We start from the raw sequence: 16,522 nt of genomic DNA on the forward strand, positions 1-16,522 counted from the left end.
GGTCAGGTTGGTACTTCAGAACTGGGGGGCTGATCAGATAGCCAGCATGTGAAGCAGAGGACTTTCGGGCGACACTCGCCCCGATCCAACTGTTCTCTTAATTCACCCGTCCAGTTATCAGTATTTGCGTCTGGAATAGGAGTAATCTTCAAGCATCGGGGGCATTGGATCTCAACCATTCCCGCATTCTACCCCGATTCCGGTCCCGGTCCGCCACACTTAATCATGCACCACTCCGGCCCCATCAAACCTTGCCAAGCCCCGCTGAGTGTCGATACTCAAAGGCTCTCTAAAAACCATCCGCCGACGCCTCAGCCAGCCAGCAGCCCATGTCCACCGCCACTGCTCCCACGACGACCACCTGGAACGACCTGGCCGACCGCGTCCTCGACGGCTACCAACTCACCGCGGAAGAAGCGGTCGCCATCCTCCAGTCGCCCGACGAGGAGCTCCTCGACCTCCTCGCCGCCGCCTACCGCGTCCGTCGCCGCTACTTCGGCAAGGCGGTCCAGCTCTACTTCCTGATGAACGCCAAGAGCGGCCTCTGCCCTGAAGATTGCAGCTACTGCTCGCAGTCGAAAGTCTCCGACGCCGAAATCCCGCGCTACAACCTCCTGAACCGCGAGAAGCTGCTCGCCGGCGCCGCCGCCGCCGCCGAGCGCCAGGCGAAGACCTACTGCATCGTCATCTCCGCCCGCGGCCCCAGCGAGCGCGAGATCAAGGCGATCGAGACGATCGTCCCCGAGATCAAAGACAAGTACGGCCTGCAAATCTGCGCCTGCCTCGGCCTGCTCACCCCCGACCAGGCTGATCGCCTGGCCGCGTGCGGCGTGAACAAGGTCAACCACAACCTCAACACGAGCGCCCAGCGCTACGGCGACATCTGCACGACCCACACCTACCAAGATCGCGTCGATACCCTAAAGGCAGTCCGCAGCGCCGGCATGGAGCTCTGCAGCGGCGGCATCATCGGCATGGGCGAGCAGCCGCGAGACGTGGTTTCTATGGCGATCGAGCTCCGCGACCTCGGCGTCGAATCGATCCCGGTGAACTTCCTCAACCCGATCGAAGGAACCCCGCTCGCCGGCCCGTCGGAACTGACGCCGAACTACTGCCTCAAGGTGCTAGCGATGTTCCGCCTCGTGAACCCCGACCGCGAACTACGCATCGCCGGCGGCCGCGAGTTGCACCTCCGCAGCCTGCAGCCGCTGGGACTCTACGCCGCCAACTCGGTCTTCGTCGGCGACTACCTCACCACCAAAGGCCAGCTCCCCGAGTCCGACTACGCGATGCTCCGCGACATGGGCTTCGAGATCACGACCTCCGTCGAAGCCGAAGCCGCCCGCCAGTAGCCGCGGGTCAACGACCCGCCGGAGCGGCCCACAACAGGGCCAAGAATAGAACGCGGATACACGCGGATGAAACGGATCAACGCGGATCAGAAAAACAAATCCGCGAACTTCCGCCCAATCAGCGAAAATCCGCGTCTCATTCGTCGCCTCCAAACGTCTTCGCAAGCTCATCACCTCGTAGGCACGCGTTGCCTCAGCGCGGCCAAAAATAGTTGTGGAAATCGGCCGCTGCACTCGTTAGGTTCGATGGTTGCTCTTTGACAATTGAACCAACGTCGCCGGCTCCTAGGTAAACGGGTCCCCTTAAAGTACGGTCGCTGGAGTTCAGGCCTAAAAGGCCGCGCTGTGCCAACCCATGGCTCCGCCCTGGGTCGAGATCATTTGATGGACCGTAGCCCTGATAGGGCGCGCTTGTCCATGCACGAGCAAGCGCTCCCTTTCAGGGCTCGGGTTGATCAGGCGGACCAAAAAACCCAGGGCTGCGCCCTGGGCTTTAATAGCGCGGCCCTTTGGGCCTGACGAACATAGCACCAGTGCCAAAAGCACCTTCGATTTGTGTCGCGACTTCTGTCGCCTCCTCGCAGCGCTCAAATGAAGCCCACGAAACGACTTGCGAATTCTGTCGCTAAAACAGAGTTGGCGACAAAAAGAGCCTCACCATTCTGCCGGATGCGATAGCCGGAATTCTGTCGCCAATTCTGTCCCGGGCGTGAACCGCATAACTCTTAATTGGGAAGGGAGTTACGCATTGTGTCGCGAGAACGTGCATAAGCGACAGAAAGTCGGGAGCGTTGAGGACGCGCGTCACCTGCACAGAGAACTGCCAACGCTGGGCCGCCAAACGAAATCAACCCAAACCCCCCAATTTAACCAGTCAAGTTTACCGGAATTCTTTTCGAGATCGATTCATTTCTCGCAACACGCAATGCCGATCACTCTCTATTAGGGGAGGGCGTATCCGTGTAGACGTGCAGGATTGCAATCATGATGCGTGGATGGATCATTGCCGCGGCCCTCGTCAGCACCACAGCGGCCCCTCTGCTAGCACAGCAGCCAGCCCCCAATCGCTACGCCCAACGTGCGGCGCAAGTTCCCCCGCGGATGGCTGCTGCGCCTCAGGGCGCCCCCGTCATCCGGCAGCCCGCCTCGGCTGCTCCGCGGTTGCACATCGACCCGCAGGTTCAACAGGCGGCCGTCGCGAACACGAACAGCCGCCCGCGCTCGCCGCGCGACGCCCAGAACAGCCGCTCGAACGCGAAGAAGTCGGGCGTCTCGTCATTCTTCTCGCGGTTCAAGCTGCCCAGCTTCGGCGGCGGGAACGACGAGCAAGAGTCGCCGCAGCAGTCGGCCTCCAATCCGCCGCTTCCTTACGACCCGGCGGAACTCGAACAAGAGATGGGCGCGATCGCCCGCGGTCATCAGCAGCAGTCGGCTGCCGGGCAGCAACGCGTCGCCGCGCCGCGCCAAACGGCGGCGCCGAATCGTCCCACCACGCCGCGGCCAACGTCCCAGGCAGCCGCTCCGAAGGCGCCTGTCGCGGCGCCGCAAGTGAAGCGCGGCTCGCCCGTGGAGAGCCATCGCCGCAATGAACTCGCTGAAGCTCTCTCCGACCTCGTCCCCTCCAGCGAACCTGCTGAAGATGCGGCGCCCGTCGATGAGATTGCCGACGCCGACATCGCCCCGCCCGCCGCCGTCGACGGCAACGATCTCCCCAGCTACCTGCAAGAATCAGAATCGGCGCCAGTCGCGGCGCGGTCGAGCGACGCGGGCGCCGAGCCGCTCGACGTCGGCGAAGCGCTGCGCGCCGAAACGCCGCGCCGGCAGGTCGCTCGCTCGACGCCAACGCCCGCTGACGAGGAACTTGCCCCGATGCCGGCGACCACGCCAACGGCTCCGGCGACCCGCCCAGCCGCGGTTGCGAAGCGGGACGTCGCGGACGCCTTTCGGTCGGAACCTTCCTCCGCCGTGCCGCCGACGCCCGTCGCGGACGATGAAGAATTTGCTGCCGCGCCGCCATCAGCTCCGTCGATTGCCTCGGGTCCGAAGGCGACCAACTCGATGCGCTCAACTGGCTCCGGCGATGGCGGCGAGGTTCTGTTCACCTCATCGCAGCCGGTGATCGCGTCGTTCATCGAGGGACCGCAACGAATCGTCGTCGGTCGTCCCGTTGAGTACCGGGTCGTCGTTGAGAACAAAGGAAACGTCACCGCCCGTGAAGTCACCGGCGCCGTCGTCGCGCCCCCAGGGGCCGAGTTGGTCGATGCCTCGGCGTCGAACGGCGTCGTCAACCGCCCCACGGTCGAGTCTGGGCAACCTGCCAACGAAATCCAATGGCAGCTGTACGAACTCCCCGCCGGCGCCAAGCAGACGCTGACGATCAAGCTGATCCCGCGCAGCGGTCGCGAAATGCAGCTCGGCGTCCAGTGGAACCATGCTCCGGTCGGCGGCAATGCAGTCGTCGAGATTCAAGAGCCAAAACTCCAGATGGAGATCAGCGGCCCGAGCGACGTGATGTTCGGCAAGTCCCAGCGATACGCCCTCACCCTGAGCAACCCCGGCAACGGGGTGGCGGAAGACGTGATCATCGAACTGACGCCTCCTGGCGCCGACAAGAGCGGCGTGGTAAAGCACAAGGTCGGCGCGCTGGCCGCCGGGGAGACGAAAAAGATCGAGCTGGAGCTCACCGCTCGCGAAGCAGGCGAACTCAAGATTCAAGCCGCCGCCACCGCGCTGGGCGACCTCCGCACCGAGACGATGAAAGCGGTCATCTGCCGCAAGGCGGAGTTACAGGTCGATTGGCGCGGTCCTGAAAAGAAGTACGCCGGCGCGATCGCCACCTATTACATCCGCGTACGCAATCCGGGCACCGCCGCCGCCGAGCAGGTTGCCGTCGAACTTGCCCTTCCAGCCGGCGCCGAACTGGTTGAAGCCAGCCAAGGCCACGCTTGGGACGAAGCCAGCCAGAAGCTCACCTGGCAAGGCGCCACGCTCAACCCTGGCGAAGAGCGGTTCATGGAAGTCCAGTGCCGCATGTCGACCCCCGGCGTCAACAAGATCGAGCTCGCCGCCCACAACGCCGCTGGCGATCTCCGCGACGTAAAAAGCGTTCCGGTGACGATCGAGGGAATGGCCGACCTCAAGCTTGAAGTCGTCGATCCGCAGGGGGTCGTCCCCGTCGGCGAGATGGCCGTCTACGAGATTCACATCAAGAACAACGGCCTCACGGCTGCCAAAGGCGTCAACGTCATCGCCATGTTCTCACAAGGGATTGAGCCCTCGCACGTCGAGGGAGGCCAGCACACGATCAACGACGGCCGCGTTTCGTTCCGTACCCTCGACAACGTGGCGCCAGGGAGTGAGACGGTCTTCAAGATTCACGCGAAGGCCTCTGCTTCCGGAACCCACGTCTTCCGTGCCGAGGTCGCCTGCCAGGAACTCGACGTGAAGCTCGCCGCTGAGGAAACGACTCGCTTCTTCACGGAAGAAGACCGCTGGGCCGACGCCTCGACGGCGTACGCCGAAGAAAAGGGGACCACGACTCGCTAACGTACACGGCCTGCCTGGCGGGCCGCAAGTCAACGCGTAGGGGCCCGTCGAGTCGAAAGACTCGCCGGGCCCTTTTTGTTGCGCTGCAGCGGAGCGGCAATGTCCTCTACAGCCCCTGGCTCCGCCAGGGGGGCGGCCACCATTCCGATCGGCGACGCCCCGCGTGATGCTACCCCCTGGCGGAGCCAGGGGCTGCAGCTGCCAGGTAGCGCTGCGCGAGCTTCAAACAGCCCGCCACGGGGTTCGGCACGGTCATCACCGGCTCTGGCTGCAGGCCGCGGGCGGCGAGCGCCGCCGCCAGCTCGTTTCGCATCAGCTCGCTGCCGCAAATCACGCCGCCGGCGAGCGCCAGCGGAAAGCGGCTACCCATTTCCAGGCGGGCCGCGAGCGTTCCGGTCATCGTCGCCAGTTCATCGGCGCCGCGCTTCACAATCGCGAGCGCCGTTGCGTCTCCCGCACAGGCCGCGCGCGCCACCTCGACGGCGAGCCTCGCGATCGCGCCGCGGACGTTGCCTGTTTGCTCCAGCGCCCCGAGGATCGCCCGTCCGTCGGCGACGTCAAGATTGGTCGTCAACGCGTCCACCAGCGTCGTTGGTCCGCTGCGACCATCCGCCGCGCGGGCGACCGCCACGAGCGCCTCTCGGCCGATCCAGTACGCACTCCCCTCGTCGCCGTAGTGATAGCCCCAGCCGCCGACGACGTGCTTCGTCCCATTGGCGTCGGCGCCGATGGCGGCCGAACCGGTGCCGACAATCAGCGCGATCCCCTGCCCCGCCGGCGTTCCCTCCGCGAGGACCGGTTCGGCATCGTGTTCAAATCGAATCTCCTCGGCCATGCCGCGCGCGAGCGCCCACGCGCCGATCTGCTCCCGCACCGTCGCGTGCCCCGCCCCCGACATCGCCAGCACCGCAAGGCGCACCGCGTCCTGCCGGAGGCCCGCGTCAGCCCGCGCCCCGTCGACGGCATCCGCCAGACTCGCCAGGGCCAGCTCCATGCCGACCGCACGCGGATTCGACGAACCAGCCAGCCCGCGACCGATCACCTCGGGCTTCCCCGCCGGGTTGATGCGGGCGAGCCAGGCCTCGGTCTTCGTGCCGCCGCCATCGACGCCAACGACGAGAGTTTCCACGGCGGAGACGTCAGCAACTCTAGGCATGAATCGATCGTCAGTTTCGCGTGAACGAGCGGGAAGGGCGCGTCCCAGCGTTTGCAACGCCGGCGCCGACGATTCATTGTGAACCGCCGCGCGCCAAAGTGCTACGGCGCGGTTAAAGGTTCACCGCGACTGGTGCAAACTAGTGGTTGCCGTTTGACGAGTGGCCGTTGTTCGCGGCGCGGCCATTGCTCGACCGGCCGGCGAGGCGGCCCATCGATTCGAGGGCTGCTCGCAAGTGGCCGTTGGTGGCGTGCAGAATGACGCGGGCTTCGTCGGGCGTCACTCCCAACCGATACGAGGTGATCGCCGTTTTCACCTCGCCATTGCAGGTTTCCAAAAGCGAAGCAGCCTGCTCGGGGGCCAGTTCCGTCAGCGTGCAGACGATCCGTTTGGCCCGTTCCAGCAGCTTGGAATTGCTGGCGTTCAGATCGACCATCAAGTTGCCGTAAGTCTTGCCCAACAACACCATCGCTCCGGTGGTGAGCATATTAAGCACCATCTTCGTCGCGGTACCGGCCTTCATGCGGGTCGAACCGCTCAGCACTTCCGGGCCGACGACGGGAATGATGCTGACGTCAGCCCGCGTGCGGAGCAGCGAATCGCGATTGCAGGCGAGTCCAATCGTGTAAGCGCCGACGCTGCGAGCGTAATCCAGACCGCCCAGCACGTACGGCGTCCGACCGCTGGTGGCGATCCCGACAAGCACGTCATCGCTGCTAAGATTGATGTTGCGCAGGTCTTGTTCGGCCAGCGTCTGGGAGTCTTCCGCGCCCTCGACCGCTTTGAACATTGCCGAGTGGCCGCCGGCGATGATGCCGACCACTTGCGACGGATCTGAACGAAACGTCGGCGGACACTCGGCCGCGTCGAGCAATCCCAACCGCCCCGAGGTTCCGGCCCCGATGTAGATCAACCGCCCGCCATGCGAGAGGCGGTGAGCAATCACTTCGATTGACTTGGCGATCTGCTCAGCCTGGTCCGCCACCGCCGCGGTGCACTTGGCGTCTTCCTCGTTAATCAGCCGCACCAACTCCAACGGAGTGAGGCTGTCGAGGTGTTCGGAAGCGGGGTTCCGCGCTTCGGTGGTCAGATGTTCGAGCATGCTTCGATTCTAGTAACGGTCTCGGACGTAAGACAGATTAGGTGCGCGAAAGTGAGCAAAATCTGCGCTGGCTCGTCCTGGGATCGATCATCGGCAGGTATACTGAGATTCTGTCGATTGCCGGCTGCGTAAAAGAGAGACGCGGCCTCCTCTCCGAAGTTCCCCCGTTCGTCAGCAGTCGTCTTCTTGGTAAGTCGCTCGCAGCGAGAAATCCCGGGCCCATGCTCCTATTCGCCGCGACTTCGTCGATCTGGCAGTTGCCGATTCCGCCACTCGACGCTGCCATCGTGGCGGGCTACCTCGGCGCGATGCTGGCGCTCGGCGTTTGGGTCGGACGTGGTCAAAAGACGACCGTCGACTACTTTCTGGGCGGGCGCTCCCTCCCTGGATGGGCGGTGCTGCTGTCGATTGTTTCGACAGAAACCAGCGCGGTGACGTTCCTGAGCATCCCAGGGATGGCCTTTGCCGCCGGCGGCGACTTGCGATTTTTGCAAATCACCTTCGGATACGTCGTGGGTCGGTTGGTGGTGGTGTGGCTGTTGCTGCCGCTTTACTTCCGCGGCGAACCCTTCACCGCCTACGAAGTTCTGGAACGTCGCTTCGGCAAGGCTTCGCGGCGGCTCACGTCGCTGCTGTTTCTCGTCACGCGCAATATCGCCGACGCGCTGCGGCTCTATCTGGCCGCGCTTGTTCTCAAAGAGGCGATGAATCTCGAAATGCAACTCTGCATTTGGGCCGTCGGCGTCGTGACGATTGCATACACCTATCTTGGCGGCGTCAAATCGGTCGTTTGGAACGATTGCGTCCAATTCGCCATCTATATCCTGGGCGCCGCGGTCATCCTCTACAAAATCCTGACGTTGCTTCCGGGGGGAGTGGAACAATACTGGAGCTATGCCGCCGCCCACGACAAACTTCGCGTATTCGACTTCACGCCGTCGCTTACCGCCCCGCTGACCTTCTGGGGAGGCTTGATCGGCGGCATGTTCCTTACTGGCGCGACGCATGGCACCGACCAACTAACTGTGCAGCGCCTCTTGGCCGCCAAAAGCCAACGGACCGCCGGCTGGGCGCTCGCTGCAAGCGGCTTCGTCGTTTGCTTTCAATTCGCGCTCTTTCTGCTAATCGGCGTTGGACTCGCAGCGTTCTACGACGTCTACCCTCCCGAAGTTCCTTTCGGGAAGGCCAACGATCGGGTGGTCGCCCACTTCATCATTAATCATCTCGATCCGGGCATCGTCGGGCTGACGCTGGCGGCGGTCTTCGCCGCGGCGTTTTCAAGCTCGCTCAACTCCCTGTCCACGGCACTTGTGAGCGACATCGTCTTGCCACTCTCCAGAAACGCGCTCAGTCGCGAGACGCAAATGAGGTGGGCCAAATGGTCGACGCTCGCCTTTGGCATTTTGCAGATTGGCATCGCGGTGGCCGCCTACCGTTTGAGTGCCAGCCAGAGCATCGTCAACGAAGTACTCACCATCGCTGCGTTCACCAGCGGACCGATGCTCGGCCTCTACCTCATCGGAGTGCTGGCGCCGAGCATTTCGGAAAAGCCCGCCCTGGGCGGATTTCTGTGCGGCTTAATTGTCATCTCGCTCGTCACCTTTCTCCCGAAGTATTGGACAGACCTGCCGACGGTTTGGTGGCCCTGGTACGCAACCATCGGCTCGGCGGCGACCTTTGCCGCCGCCTGGCTCCTTAATATGACGCCGCTCGCGGCGCCGAACGTTCAAGAATACTAGTCGTAATCCATGAAATTTCGGATCGCAACGATGAGATTCGCTCTGCCGCTGATGTTGGCTTGCGCCTTAACTCTTGCTCTGCGCATCGACATAACTCAAGCCGAGCTCCCAGTCGTCCCCGCCGCGTCGCTCGGATTGAACCAAGAGCAGCTCGACCGCATCGACGCATTGGTCGAAGCGGAGATTGAAGCCAAACGCCTCCCTGGCTGCGTCGTCGCCATTGGTCGCACCGGCGGCATCGGGTTCCTGAAGGCCTACGGCAACCGCCAGCTTGAACCGTCGCAGGAGCCGATGACGGTCGAGACGCTGTTCGACATGGCGTCGCTCACCAAGCCGATCGCCACAGCCACGAGCGTCATGATCCTGGTCGAGCAGGGAAAAGTCCGCCTGCGCAACCCGATCGCCGAATACATTCCTGAGTTCGGGCAGAACGGCAAGGACCACATCACGGTCGAGGACCTCCTCGTCCACCGCGGCGGGCTGATTCCCGACAATGCTCTGAAAGACTACGAAGACGGCCCCGAGAAGGCGTGGGAACGGCTCTTCGCCCTACCGACCGATAAGCCGGGCGAGCAGTTCATTTATTCCGACGTCGGCTTCCTGACGCTCGGTGAGTTGGTTCATCGCGTCAGCGGCAAGACCGTCGCAGAGTTCGCAGCCGAGAACATTTTCCGGCCGCTCGGCATGAAAGAGTCGGGCTACGCGCCGTCGAAGGAACTTGCCGAGCGCGCCGCGACGACGGAGCAGCGCGAAGATCGCTGGATGCGCGGCGAAGTCCACGACCCGCGAGCCTACTTGCTCGAAGGCGTCGCCGGCCATGCCGGGTTGTTCTCGACCGCCGCTGATCTCGCGATTTATTGCGACGCGATCCTGCGCGGCGCCAGCGGCACGGCTGCGGCCAGCAGTTCGGCAGCTGAACCGGCGGACCAAGCACACGCCGTCCCGCCGTTCGTGATGAGCCGCGCCACGCTCGCCGAGATGATGCGACCGCGCGAAGTCGCCGGCAATCATCGGGCCCTCGGCTGGGACAATCGCAGCGCCTACTCGACCAATCGCGGCGAACTTCTCAGCTCGCGGGCCATCGGTCACGGCGGCTTCACCGGCACGGCGATGTGGATCGATCCCGAGCTCGATCTGTTCGTGATCTTCCTCTCGAACCGCGTGCACCCCGATGGCAGCGGCCTGGTCAACCCGCTCGCCGGCCGCATTGGCACGGTCGCCGCCGCGGCAATCGATGGCCCGAACAGCGCCCTCGCGACGCGTGCATCTGCATCTTCGGAGGAGGCTTTCGCCGATGAGGTCCAACCTGCCACGCATGAGCTACCCGCCGCCTCCACCGAAAACCAGTCACCAGTCACGAGTCACCAGTCACGCTCCCCAGTCCTCACCGGCCTCGACGTCCTGGTCCGTGATAACTTCAAACAACTCAAAGGCCGCCGCGTCGGCCTGATCACCAATCACACTGGCGTCGATCGCGCCGGTCGTCGCAACGTCGACCTGCTCCGCAACGCCGATGGCGTCGAGCTCGTCGCCATCTTCAGTCCCGAACATGGCATCGCCGGCAAGCTTGATCACGACGGCATCACCGACGCCCGCGACGAGGCGACGGGGCTGCCGATCCACAGCCTTTACGGCGAGACGCGCAAGCCAACCCCGGCACAACTCAAAGGGATCGACACGCTGGTCTTCGACATCCAGGACATCGGCTGTCGCTTCTACACGTATGAGTCCACGATGGCCTGGGCGATGGAAGCTGCCGGCGAGCATGGCTTGAAGTACGTTGTCCTCGATCGCCCCAACCCGATCGGCGGCGTCGCGATGGAAGGGCCCCTGGCCGACAGCGGCCGCGAGTCGTTCGTCGGCTGTCACACGGTTCCGCTCCGTCACGGCCTGACGATTGGCGAGCTGGCGACGATGTACCGCGCCGAGCGTGACGTGCAGGTCGAGCTCGACGTTATTAAGGTCGAGGGCTGGCGGCGCGGCGACTACTGGGACGCCACTGGCTTGCTCTGGATCAACCAATCGCCCAATATGCGGAGCTTAACTGAAGCGATTCTCTACTCCGGCATGGGCATCTGGGAAACGACCAACGTCTCGGTCGGTCGCGGCACCAATACGCCGTTCGAGGTACTTGGCGCCCCGTGGATCGACGCGAAGGAATTTGCCGCCGCACTCACGGCGGCGAACTTGCCGGGCGTCCGCTTCACGCCGATCGAGTTCACGCCCAACGACAGCAAGTTCAAGGACCAGAAATGCGGCGGCGTCAACGTCGCCATCACGGATCAGGCCAAGTTCGCACCGGTCGCCGTCGGCATGCAGATCGCCGCGACGCTTCGGCGGCTTTACCCGCTCGACTGGCAGGTGAAGCGAGCCGACCGGCTGCTGATCAACAAGGAGGTCTTCGACGCGATCGTGGCTGGCGCCGATCGTGAGGAGATTGAAGCCTTGTATCAGGACGATCTGGAAAAGTTCCGCCACCGGCGCGAAGAGTTTCTGCTGTACGCCGACTGAAACGGCCGGCCAATTTGGCTTATACTGACGGTTTCCTACTGTTGACTGACGATTGGCAAGGCGCGGAGATTCTGTGGGAGGCGTCTCCGACGCCGATTTCGTATTGCAAGTTGACGAGTTGCGCTCTGAAATCCGGCATCGGGGTTGGAACCCTCTCACACATTGAGTTCGGTTTCCCGCTCGTTCACCGCACCGCAGTAACCCGCCATGACGCCGACCGTCGCTCCGCTCGCCGAGGAACTTGCCCAGCAGCTCGGCGCGGAGCGAGTGCTGACGGCGCCCGAAGACTTGGCCGTCTATGCCTACGACGGCACCGCGGCCTTGCGGCAGAACCCGGCCTGCGTCGTCTTCCCGCTGACGACGCACGAAGTCGCCGCGTGCGTGCAGATCGCCCGCCGGCATCGGGCGCCGATCGTCACGCGAGGCTCCGGCACTGGGCTGAGCGGCGGCAGCGTGCCGATGGAAGGGGCGCTGGTCGTCTGCCTTAACCGGATGGACCGAATCATCGAGCTTGACCCGCGCAACCTCACCATCGAGGTGGAAGCGGGCGTCGTGACGCAGACGATCGACGAAGCGGCCGGGAAGCACGGCCTCTTCTACCCTCCTGATCCCGGCTCGCGCAAGATCTCGACGATCGGCGGCAACGTTGCCGAGAACTCCGGCGGTCTCCGCGGTTTGAAGTACGGCGTCACGCGCGACTATGTTATGGGGCTGGAAGCGGTCCTCGCCAGCGGCGAGATCGTGTGGCTCGGTAACAAGTGCGTTAAGGACGTTGCCGGTTACAACCTGCGTGATCTGTTCATCGGCTCCGAAGGGACGTTGGGCATCGTCACCCGCGTGCTGCTGAAGCTCGTCCCGCAGCCGCAAAGCCGCATGACCATGCTAGCGTCGTTCGCGTCGCTCGAAGCGGCGGGCGACACGGTCTCCGACATCATCGCGGCGAAGATCATTCCCTGCACGCTTGAGTTCCTCGACCAGCAGACGATCCGCTGCGTCGAAGATTTTACTCAGGTCGGTTTGCCGACGGAAGCAGCGGCCGTGCTGATCATGGAGACCGACGGGCATCCGCTCGTCGTTGCCGAGGAGGCGGCGGCGATGGCGGCGATCGCCTCCGCCCGCGGCGCCATCTCCGTGCGGACGGCCGCTGATGACGTCGAAGCGAACAAGCTGCTGACGGCGCGTCGCTCGGCATTCTCGGCCTTGGCCCGCGTGCGACCGACGACGATCTTGGAAGACGTCACCGTGCCGCGCAGCGAGCTCGCGGGCATGGTGGCGTTCATTGCCGCCTCGGCCGCGAAGCATGGCCTGCAGATCGGCACGTTCGGCCACATGGGCGACGGCAACCTCCACCCGACGTTTTTAACCGACGAACGCAACGCTGACGAAATGCATCGAGTTGAGCTGTCGCTCGGCGAAATCGTCGACCGCACGCTGGCCGTCGGCGGCACAATCACCGGCGAACACGGCGTGGGCCTCGCGAAGAAGCCCTATCTGCGGCAGCAACTCGGCGACCACAGTTATCAATTGCTGAAGCTGGTGAAGCGGGCGCTCGATCCGGAAGGGCTGCTGAACCCCGGCAAGATTTTTGAATGACTGCAGGAAGAATAACCACGACGACACGACGAAGAGAAGAATTCTAGGAACACTAACCTTCGCTGATCGACGCTTATCTGCATTAGCGAAGATTAGTGTTCTCATTTTCTCCTTTGCATTTCCGTCGTGCTCGTCGTGCCGTCGTGGTGAAACAACCTTTACAACCACAACCGAACATTGTCCGAACTGAACCTCCTCAAATCGCTCGATTACTCGGTGTTGCAGCAATGCATGCACTGCGGCATGTGCTTGCCCACTTGCCCGACGTACGACGAGACGAAGTTTGAGCGGAGCAGCCCGCGCGGTCGAATTCGGCTGATGCGCGAGGTGGCCGACGGGCGACTCGGGGTGACATCGACGTTCGCTGAGGAGATGTCGTACTGCCTTGGCTGCCTCGCCTGCCAGACCGCCTGCCCGGCGGGGGTCGACTACGCAACGCTGCTCGAGAACGCTCGCGGCGAGGTGGAACGGCAGCATGTCGTCGGCGGCACGGCGCGTCGGCTGTTTCGCTGGAGCACGCTCTCGTTTCTCTTCCGGCGGCCGCGACTGTTGCGAGCGTTTGGGCGAGCGATGTGGCTCTATCAGCGGAGCGGGCTGCAAAGCGGCTTGCGGCGGCTTGGGGTGATGAAACTTCTGCCGAAGCAATTGCGATTGATGGAAGCGATGACGCCGACGGTCGTCGTTCCCTTCTCGAATGCCCGCATCGCGCCGCTGGAAACTCCCAAGTCGCCAGCGAACTATCGCGTCGCCTTGCTCACCGGCTGCGTGCAAGACCTGCTTTACGGCCCGATCAACCGCGCAACGGCCGACGTGCTGCTCGCCAACGGCTGCGAGGTCGTCACGCCGTCGGTGCAGTTCTGCTGCGGGTCGCTCCACGCCCACAACGGCGAACTGAAACTTGCTCGCGACCTGGCGCGCCGGAATCTCGATCTGTACGACGTTGACGAACTCGATGCGATCATCAGCAACGCCGGCGGGTGCGGGTCGCACTTGAAGAAGTACGCCGAGCTGTTGCATGCGGATGAGCGGTATCACGCCCGAGCGGGCGCCTGGGATCGGAAGGTACGAGACGTCAGTGAGTGGCTGGTGCAGATCGGCTGCCGAGTGCCGGCAACGGCCAGCAGCAGCGACGCACAAGGTCGTACGATCGCAACGACGGTAACTTATGACGCTTCGTGTCATTTGATGCACGGGCAACGGGTCGTCGCTCAGCCGCTGGCGCTGCTGCAAATGATTCCTGGGCTGCGTTTAGTTCCGCTGGTTGAGTCGGACTGGTGCTGCGGCAGCGCGGGCGTTTACAGCATTACGCAGCCGGAGCAGTCGGCCAAACTTCTCGCCCGCAAGCTCGATCACATCACCGCGACAGGGGCCTCGGTCCTCGCCAGCGGTAATCCGGGCTGTCTGCTGCAACTCGAAAACGGCATGCGCGGCGATCCAAGGTTCGCCCACGTGCGCGTCTGTCACCCCGTCGAACTGCTCGCTGAAGCTTACCGTCGCGAATCGGGCGGTTATGATGGGTGAGCACCGTTTGGTCGGCAGGCTCCGCTCATCGCTGCGATCTAACTTTTCAACTTCAACGCGCAGGTCATTTCCGTGGCCACGGTCTCCTTTCAACAAGTTAACAAGCAGTACCCCGGCGGGTTTCAGGCCGTGCGGGATCTCAACCTGGAGATCGCCGACGGCGAGTTCGTCGTGCTGGTGGGCCCTTCAGGCTGCGGCAAAAGCACCACGCTGCGGATGTTGGCGGGACTTGAGGAAATTACCTCCGGGGAAATCCGCATCGGCGCTCGGCGCGTCAATGAAGTCGAACCGGGCCAGCGCGACATCGCGATGGTCTTTCAGAACTACGCCCTCTACCCTCACATGACCGTTCGCCAGAATCTCGCGTTCGGTCTCAAAATGCGGCGAACTCCCAAGGCCGAGATTGCACGAAGGACGGGCGAAACGGCGGAAACGCTGGGCATCACCGCGCTGCTCGATCGCAAGCCGCGCGAACTCTCCGGCGGGCAGCGGCAACGTGTGGCGCTCGGCCGCGCGATCGTCCGGCAACCGCAGGTGTTTCTGTTTGACGAACCCCTCTCGAATCTCGACGCGAAGCTCCGCGTCCAAATGCGGGCCGAGATCGCGGCGCTGCATCAGCGGCTCGGCACGACGATGATCTACGTCACGCACGACCAGGTCGAAGCGATGACGCTCGGCCAGCGAATTGTCGTGATGGATGGCGGCGTCGTGCAGCAGGCGGCGGCGCCGTTGGAGCTGTATCGTCAACCGGCCAATCGTTTCGTGGCGGGCTTTATTGGCAGCCCGCCGATGAATTTCATCCGGGGAACGCTGAGCGCCGGCCGCTTCGCGTTCGATGGCCGCGAACTGCCGCTAAACGACGCCGCGACGGACGACGGCTCGGCAATCCTGGGAATCAGGCCTGAGGATCTCCTTGCTGAAGGTTCTGGTCCGACGCTTGGTCCCGCGGCGCTTGAGGTCGTCGAGCAGATGGGGCACGAATCGCTCGGCTATTTTCGTCTCGCCGGCCAGCGCTGTGCCATGCGGCTGGCCGCCGATGCCGGGCTCACGCCCGGCGACATGGTCGAGCCGCGCCTGCGCCCCGGTGCCTGGCGACTGTTTGCCGACGACGCCAGCGGCAAGCGACTGGTTTAGGGTCCCCCGCTCCTCCCAGAATCGATCTTTCAAGTTAAGAACGGATTCGTTCGCCGCTCATGCCCGATCGTCGTGGGCGGTCCATGCCCCGGCAGGACGACCGTGTCGTCAGGCAGCGAAAAGAGTTTCGTGCGAATCGAATCCAGCAGCGTCTGGTGATCGCCGTCAGGGAAATCGCTGCGGCCTACGCTCCCGGCAAACAGCACGTCGCCGCCCAGCACGATCATGGGCGAGAGTTCCTTGGCGACGAACGCCACATGCCCGCCGCTGTGACCAGGAGTTTCCAGCACCGTCCAGCGCAGGCCGGCGAAGTCGAGGACGTCTCCTTCGGACACGGTCTGGTCAGCCGGCGGGCTGACCATGGGGAGCCCAAAACCGGCCGAGAGATTTCCCTCCGGATCCGTCAACTTCCAGGCGTCGCCGGCGCCAATCAGCAGCGGGGCTTCGGGCCAGGTCTGCTTTAGCAACTCATTGCCGGCGATGTGATCGCCATGACCGTGGGTGTTCAGGATGGCGACGGGACTCAGGCGAGCCGCCTGAAGTTGCTCGACGATCCGCTCCACGTCGAGGCCTGGATCGACCACGATGCAGTCACCCTCCTTGGCAAGGGAGAGAAGATAGGCATTTTCTGCAAAGAGCGAGGAAGTCACCACGCGTACAATCGGCGTTGTTTCTGTATTCTTCACAGTTTACCCTTTTCGCCGTTGTAACATCCGGATAACATTCCCCGCCTTGGGGGTGTGGCCTGAAACGGTTAGGCTGACTCCCTTGCCGGGTTGCGACGATTGTAATTGTTTCGCCTGCGGCGAACGATAGTTACGAAGCGGCAAGAGGGATCGCCCGCGCCTAGCTACGTCCAACGGCTCGC

General features: G+C 63.5%; 10 protein-coding genes. 7 read left to right on the forward strand and 3 right to left on the reverse strand.

Annotated elements, in window-relative coordinates; genetic code table 11:
• Window positions 1–329: 329 nt before the first annotated feature.
• Both bioB and I41_RS21285 read left to right on the forward strand, forming a co-directional pair.
• The gene (gene bioB, locus I41_RS21280) at window positions 330–1,352 is read left to right on the forward strand and encodes a biotin synthase BioB (protein ID WP_145434923.1); all 1,023 of its coding nucleotides are present in this window, start codon (window positions 330–332) and stop codon (window positions 1,350–1,352) included.
• Between the two features lie 984 nt (window positions 1,353–2,336).
• Window positions 2,337–4,898: a DUF11 domain-containing protein gene (locus I41_RS21285; protein ID WP_145434924.1), complete on the forward strand. Its 2,562-nt coding sequence runs from the start codon at window positions 2,337–2,339 to the stop codon at window positions 4,896–4,898.
• Between the two features lie 169 nt (window positions 4,899–5,067).
• On the opposite strand, the gene I41_RS21290 is transcribed toward I41_RS21285, so the two are convergent.
• Together I41_RS21290 and murQ are read right to left on the reverse strand one after the other, a co-directional pair.
• Window positions 5,068–6,054, reverse strand: coding sequence for an N-acetylglucosamine kinase (locus tag I41_RS21290; RefSeq protein WP_145434925.1), 987 nt, complete (start codon window positions 6,052–6,054; stop codon window positions 5,068–5,070).
• A 139-nt stretch (window positions 6,055–6,193) separates the two neighbouring features.
• Window positions 6,194–7,156 (reverse strand): N-acetylmuramic acid 6-phosphate etherase, encoded by a 963-nt coding sequence (gene murQ, locus I41_RS21295; RefSeq protein WP_145434926.1) that lies wholly within the window; start codon window positions 7,154–7,156, stop codon window positions 6,194–6,196.
• A gap of 221 nt (window positions 7,157–7,377) precedes the next feature.
• Between murQ and I41_RS21300 the strand changes: the two genes are divergently transcribed.
• The 5 genes from I41_RS21300 (at window position 7,378) to I41_RS21320 (ending at window position 15,654) form a co-directional block, all read left to right on the forward strand.
• The gene (locus I41_RS21300; protein ID WP_145434927.1) at window positions 7,378–8,895 is read left to right on the forward strand and encodes a sodium:solute symporter family transporter; all 1,518 of its coding nucleotides are present in this window, start codon (window positions 7,378–7,380) and stop codon (window positions 8,893–8,895) included.
• 30 nt (window positions 8,896–8,925) lie between these two features.
• Entirely contained in the window at window positions 8,926–11,406 is a 2,481-nt protein-coding gene (locus I41_RS28175; protein WP_168207075.1) for an exo-beta-N-acetylmuramidase NamZ domain-containing protein, read from the forward strand.
• A 207-nt stretch (window positions 11,407–11,613) separates the two neighbouring features.
• On the forward strand, window positions 11,614–12,999 hold the full coding sequence (locus I41_RS21310; RefSeq protein ID WP_145434929.1) for an FAD-binding oxidoreductase: 1,386 nt from the start codon (window positions 11,614–11,616) through the stop codon (window positions 12,997–12,999).
• Window positions 13,000–13,176: 177 nt separating this feature from the next.
• On the forward strand, window positions 13,177–14,520 hold the full coding sequence (locus I41_RS21315; RefSeq protein WP_210421025.1) for a (Fe-S)-binding protein: 1,344 nt from the start codon (window positions 13,177–13,179) through the stop codon (window positions 14,518–14,520).
• Between the two features lie 72 nt (window positions 14,521–14,592).
• On the forward strand, window positions 14,593–15,654 hold the full coding sequence (locus I41_RS21320) for an ABC transporter ATP-binding protein (protein ID WP_145434930.1): 1,062 nt from the start codon (window positions 14,593–14,595) through the stop codon (window positions 15,652–15,654).
• Between the two features lie 29 nt (window positions 15,655–15,683).
• Here I41_RS21320 and I41_RS21325 read toward each other — a convergent pair whose 3' ends face one another.
• Window positions 15,684–16,340 (reverse strand): MBL fold metallo-hydrolase, encoded by a 657-nt coding sequence (locus I41_RS21325; RefSeq protein WP_210421026.1) that lies wholly within the window; start codon window positions 16,338–16,340, stop codon window positions 15,684–15,686.
• Between the last annotated feature and the right edge of the window lie 182 nt (window positions 16,341–16,522).

It is taken from the genome of Lacipirellula limnantheis, assembly GCF_007746075.1.
In the GTDB taxonomy this organism is placed as follows: Bacteria; Planctomycetota; Planctomycetia; order Pirellulales; family Lacipirellulaceae; genus Lacipirellula; species Lacipirellula limnantheis.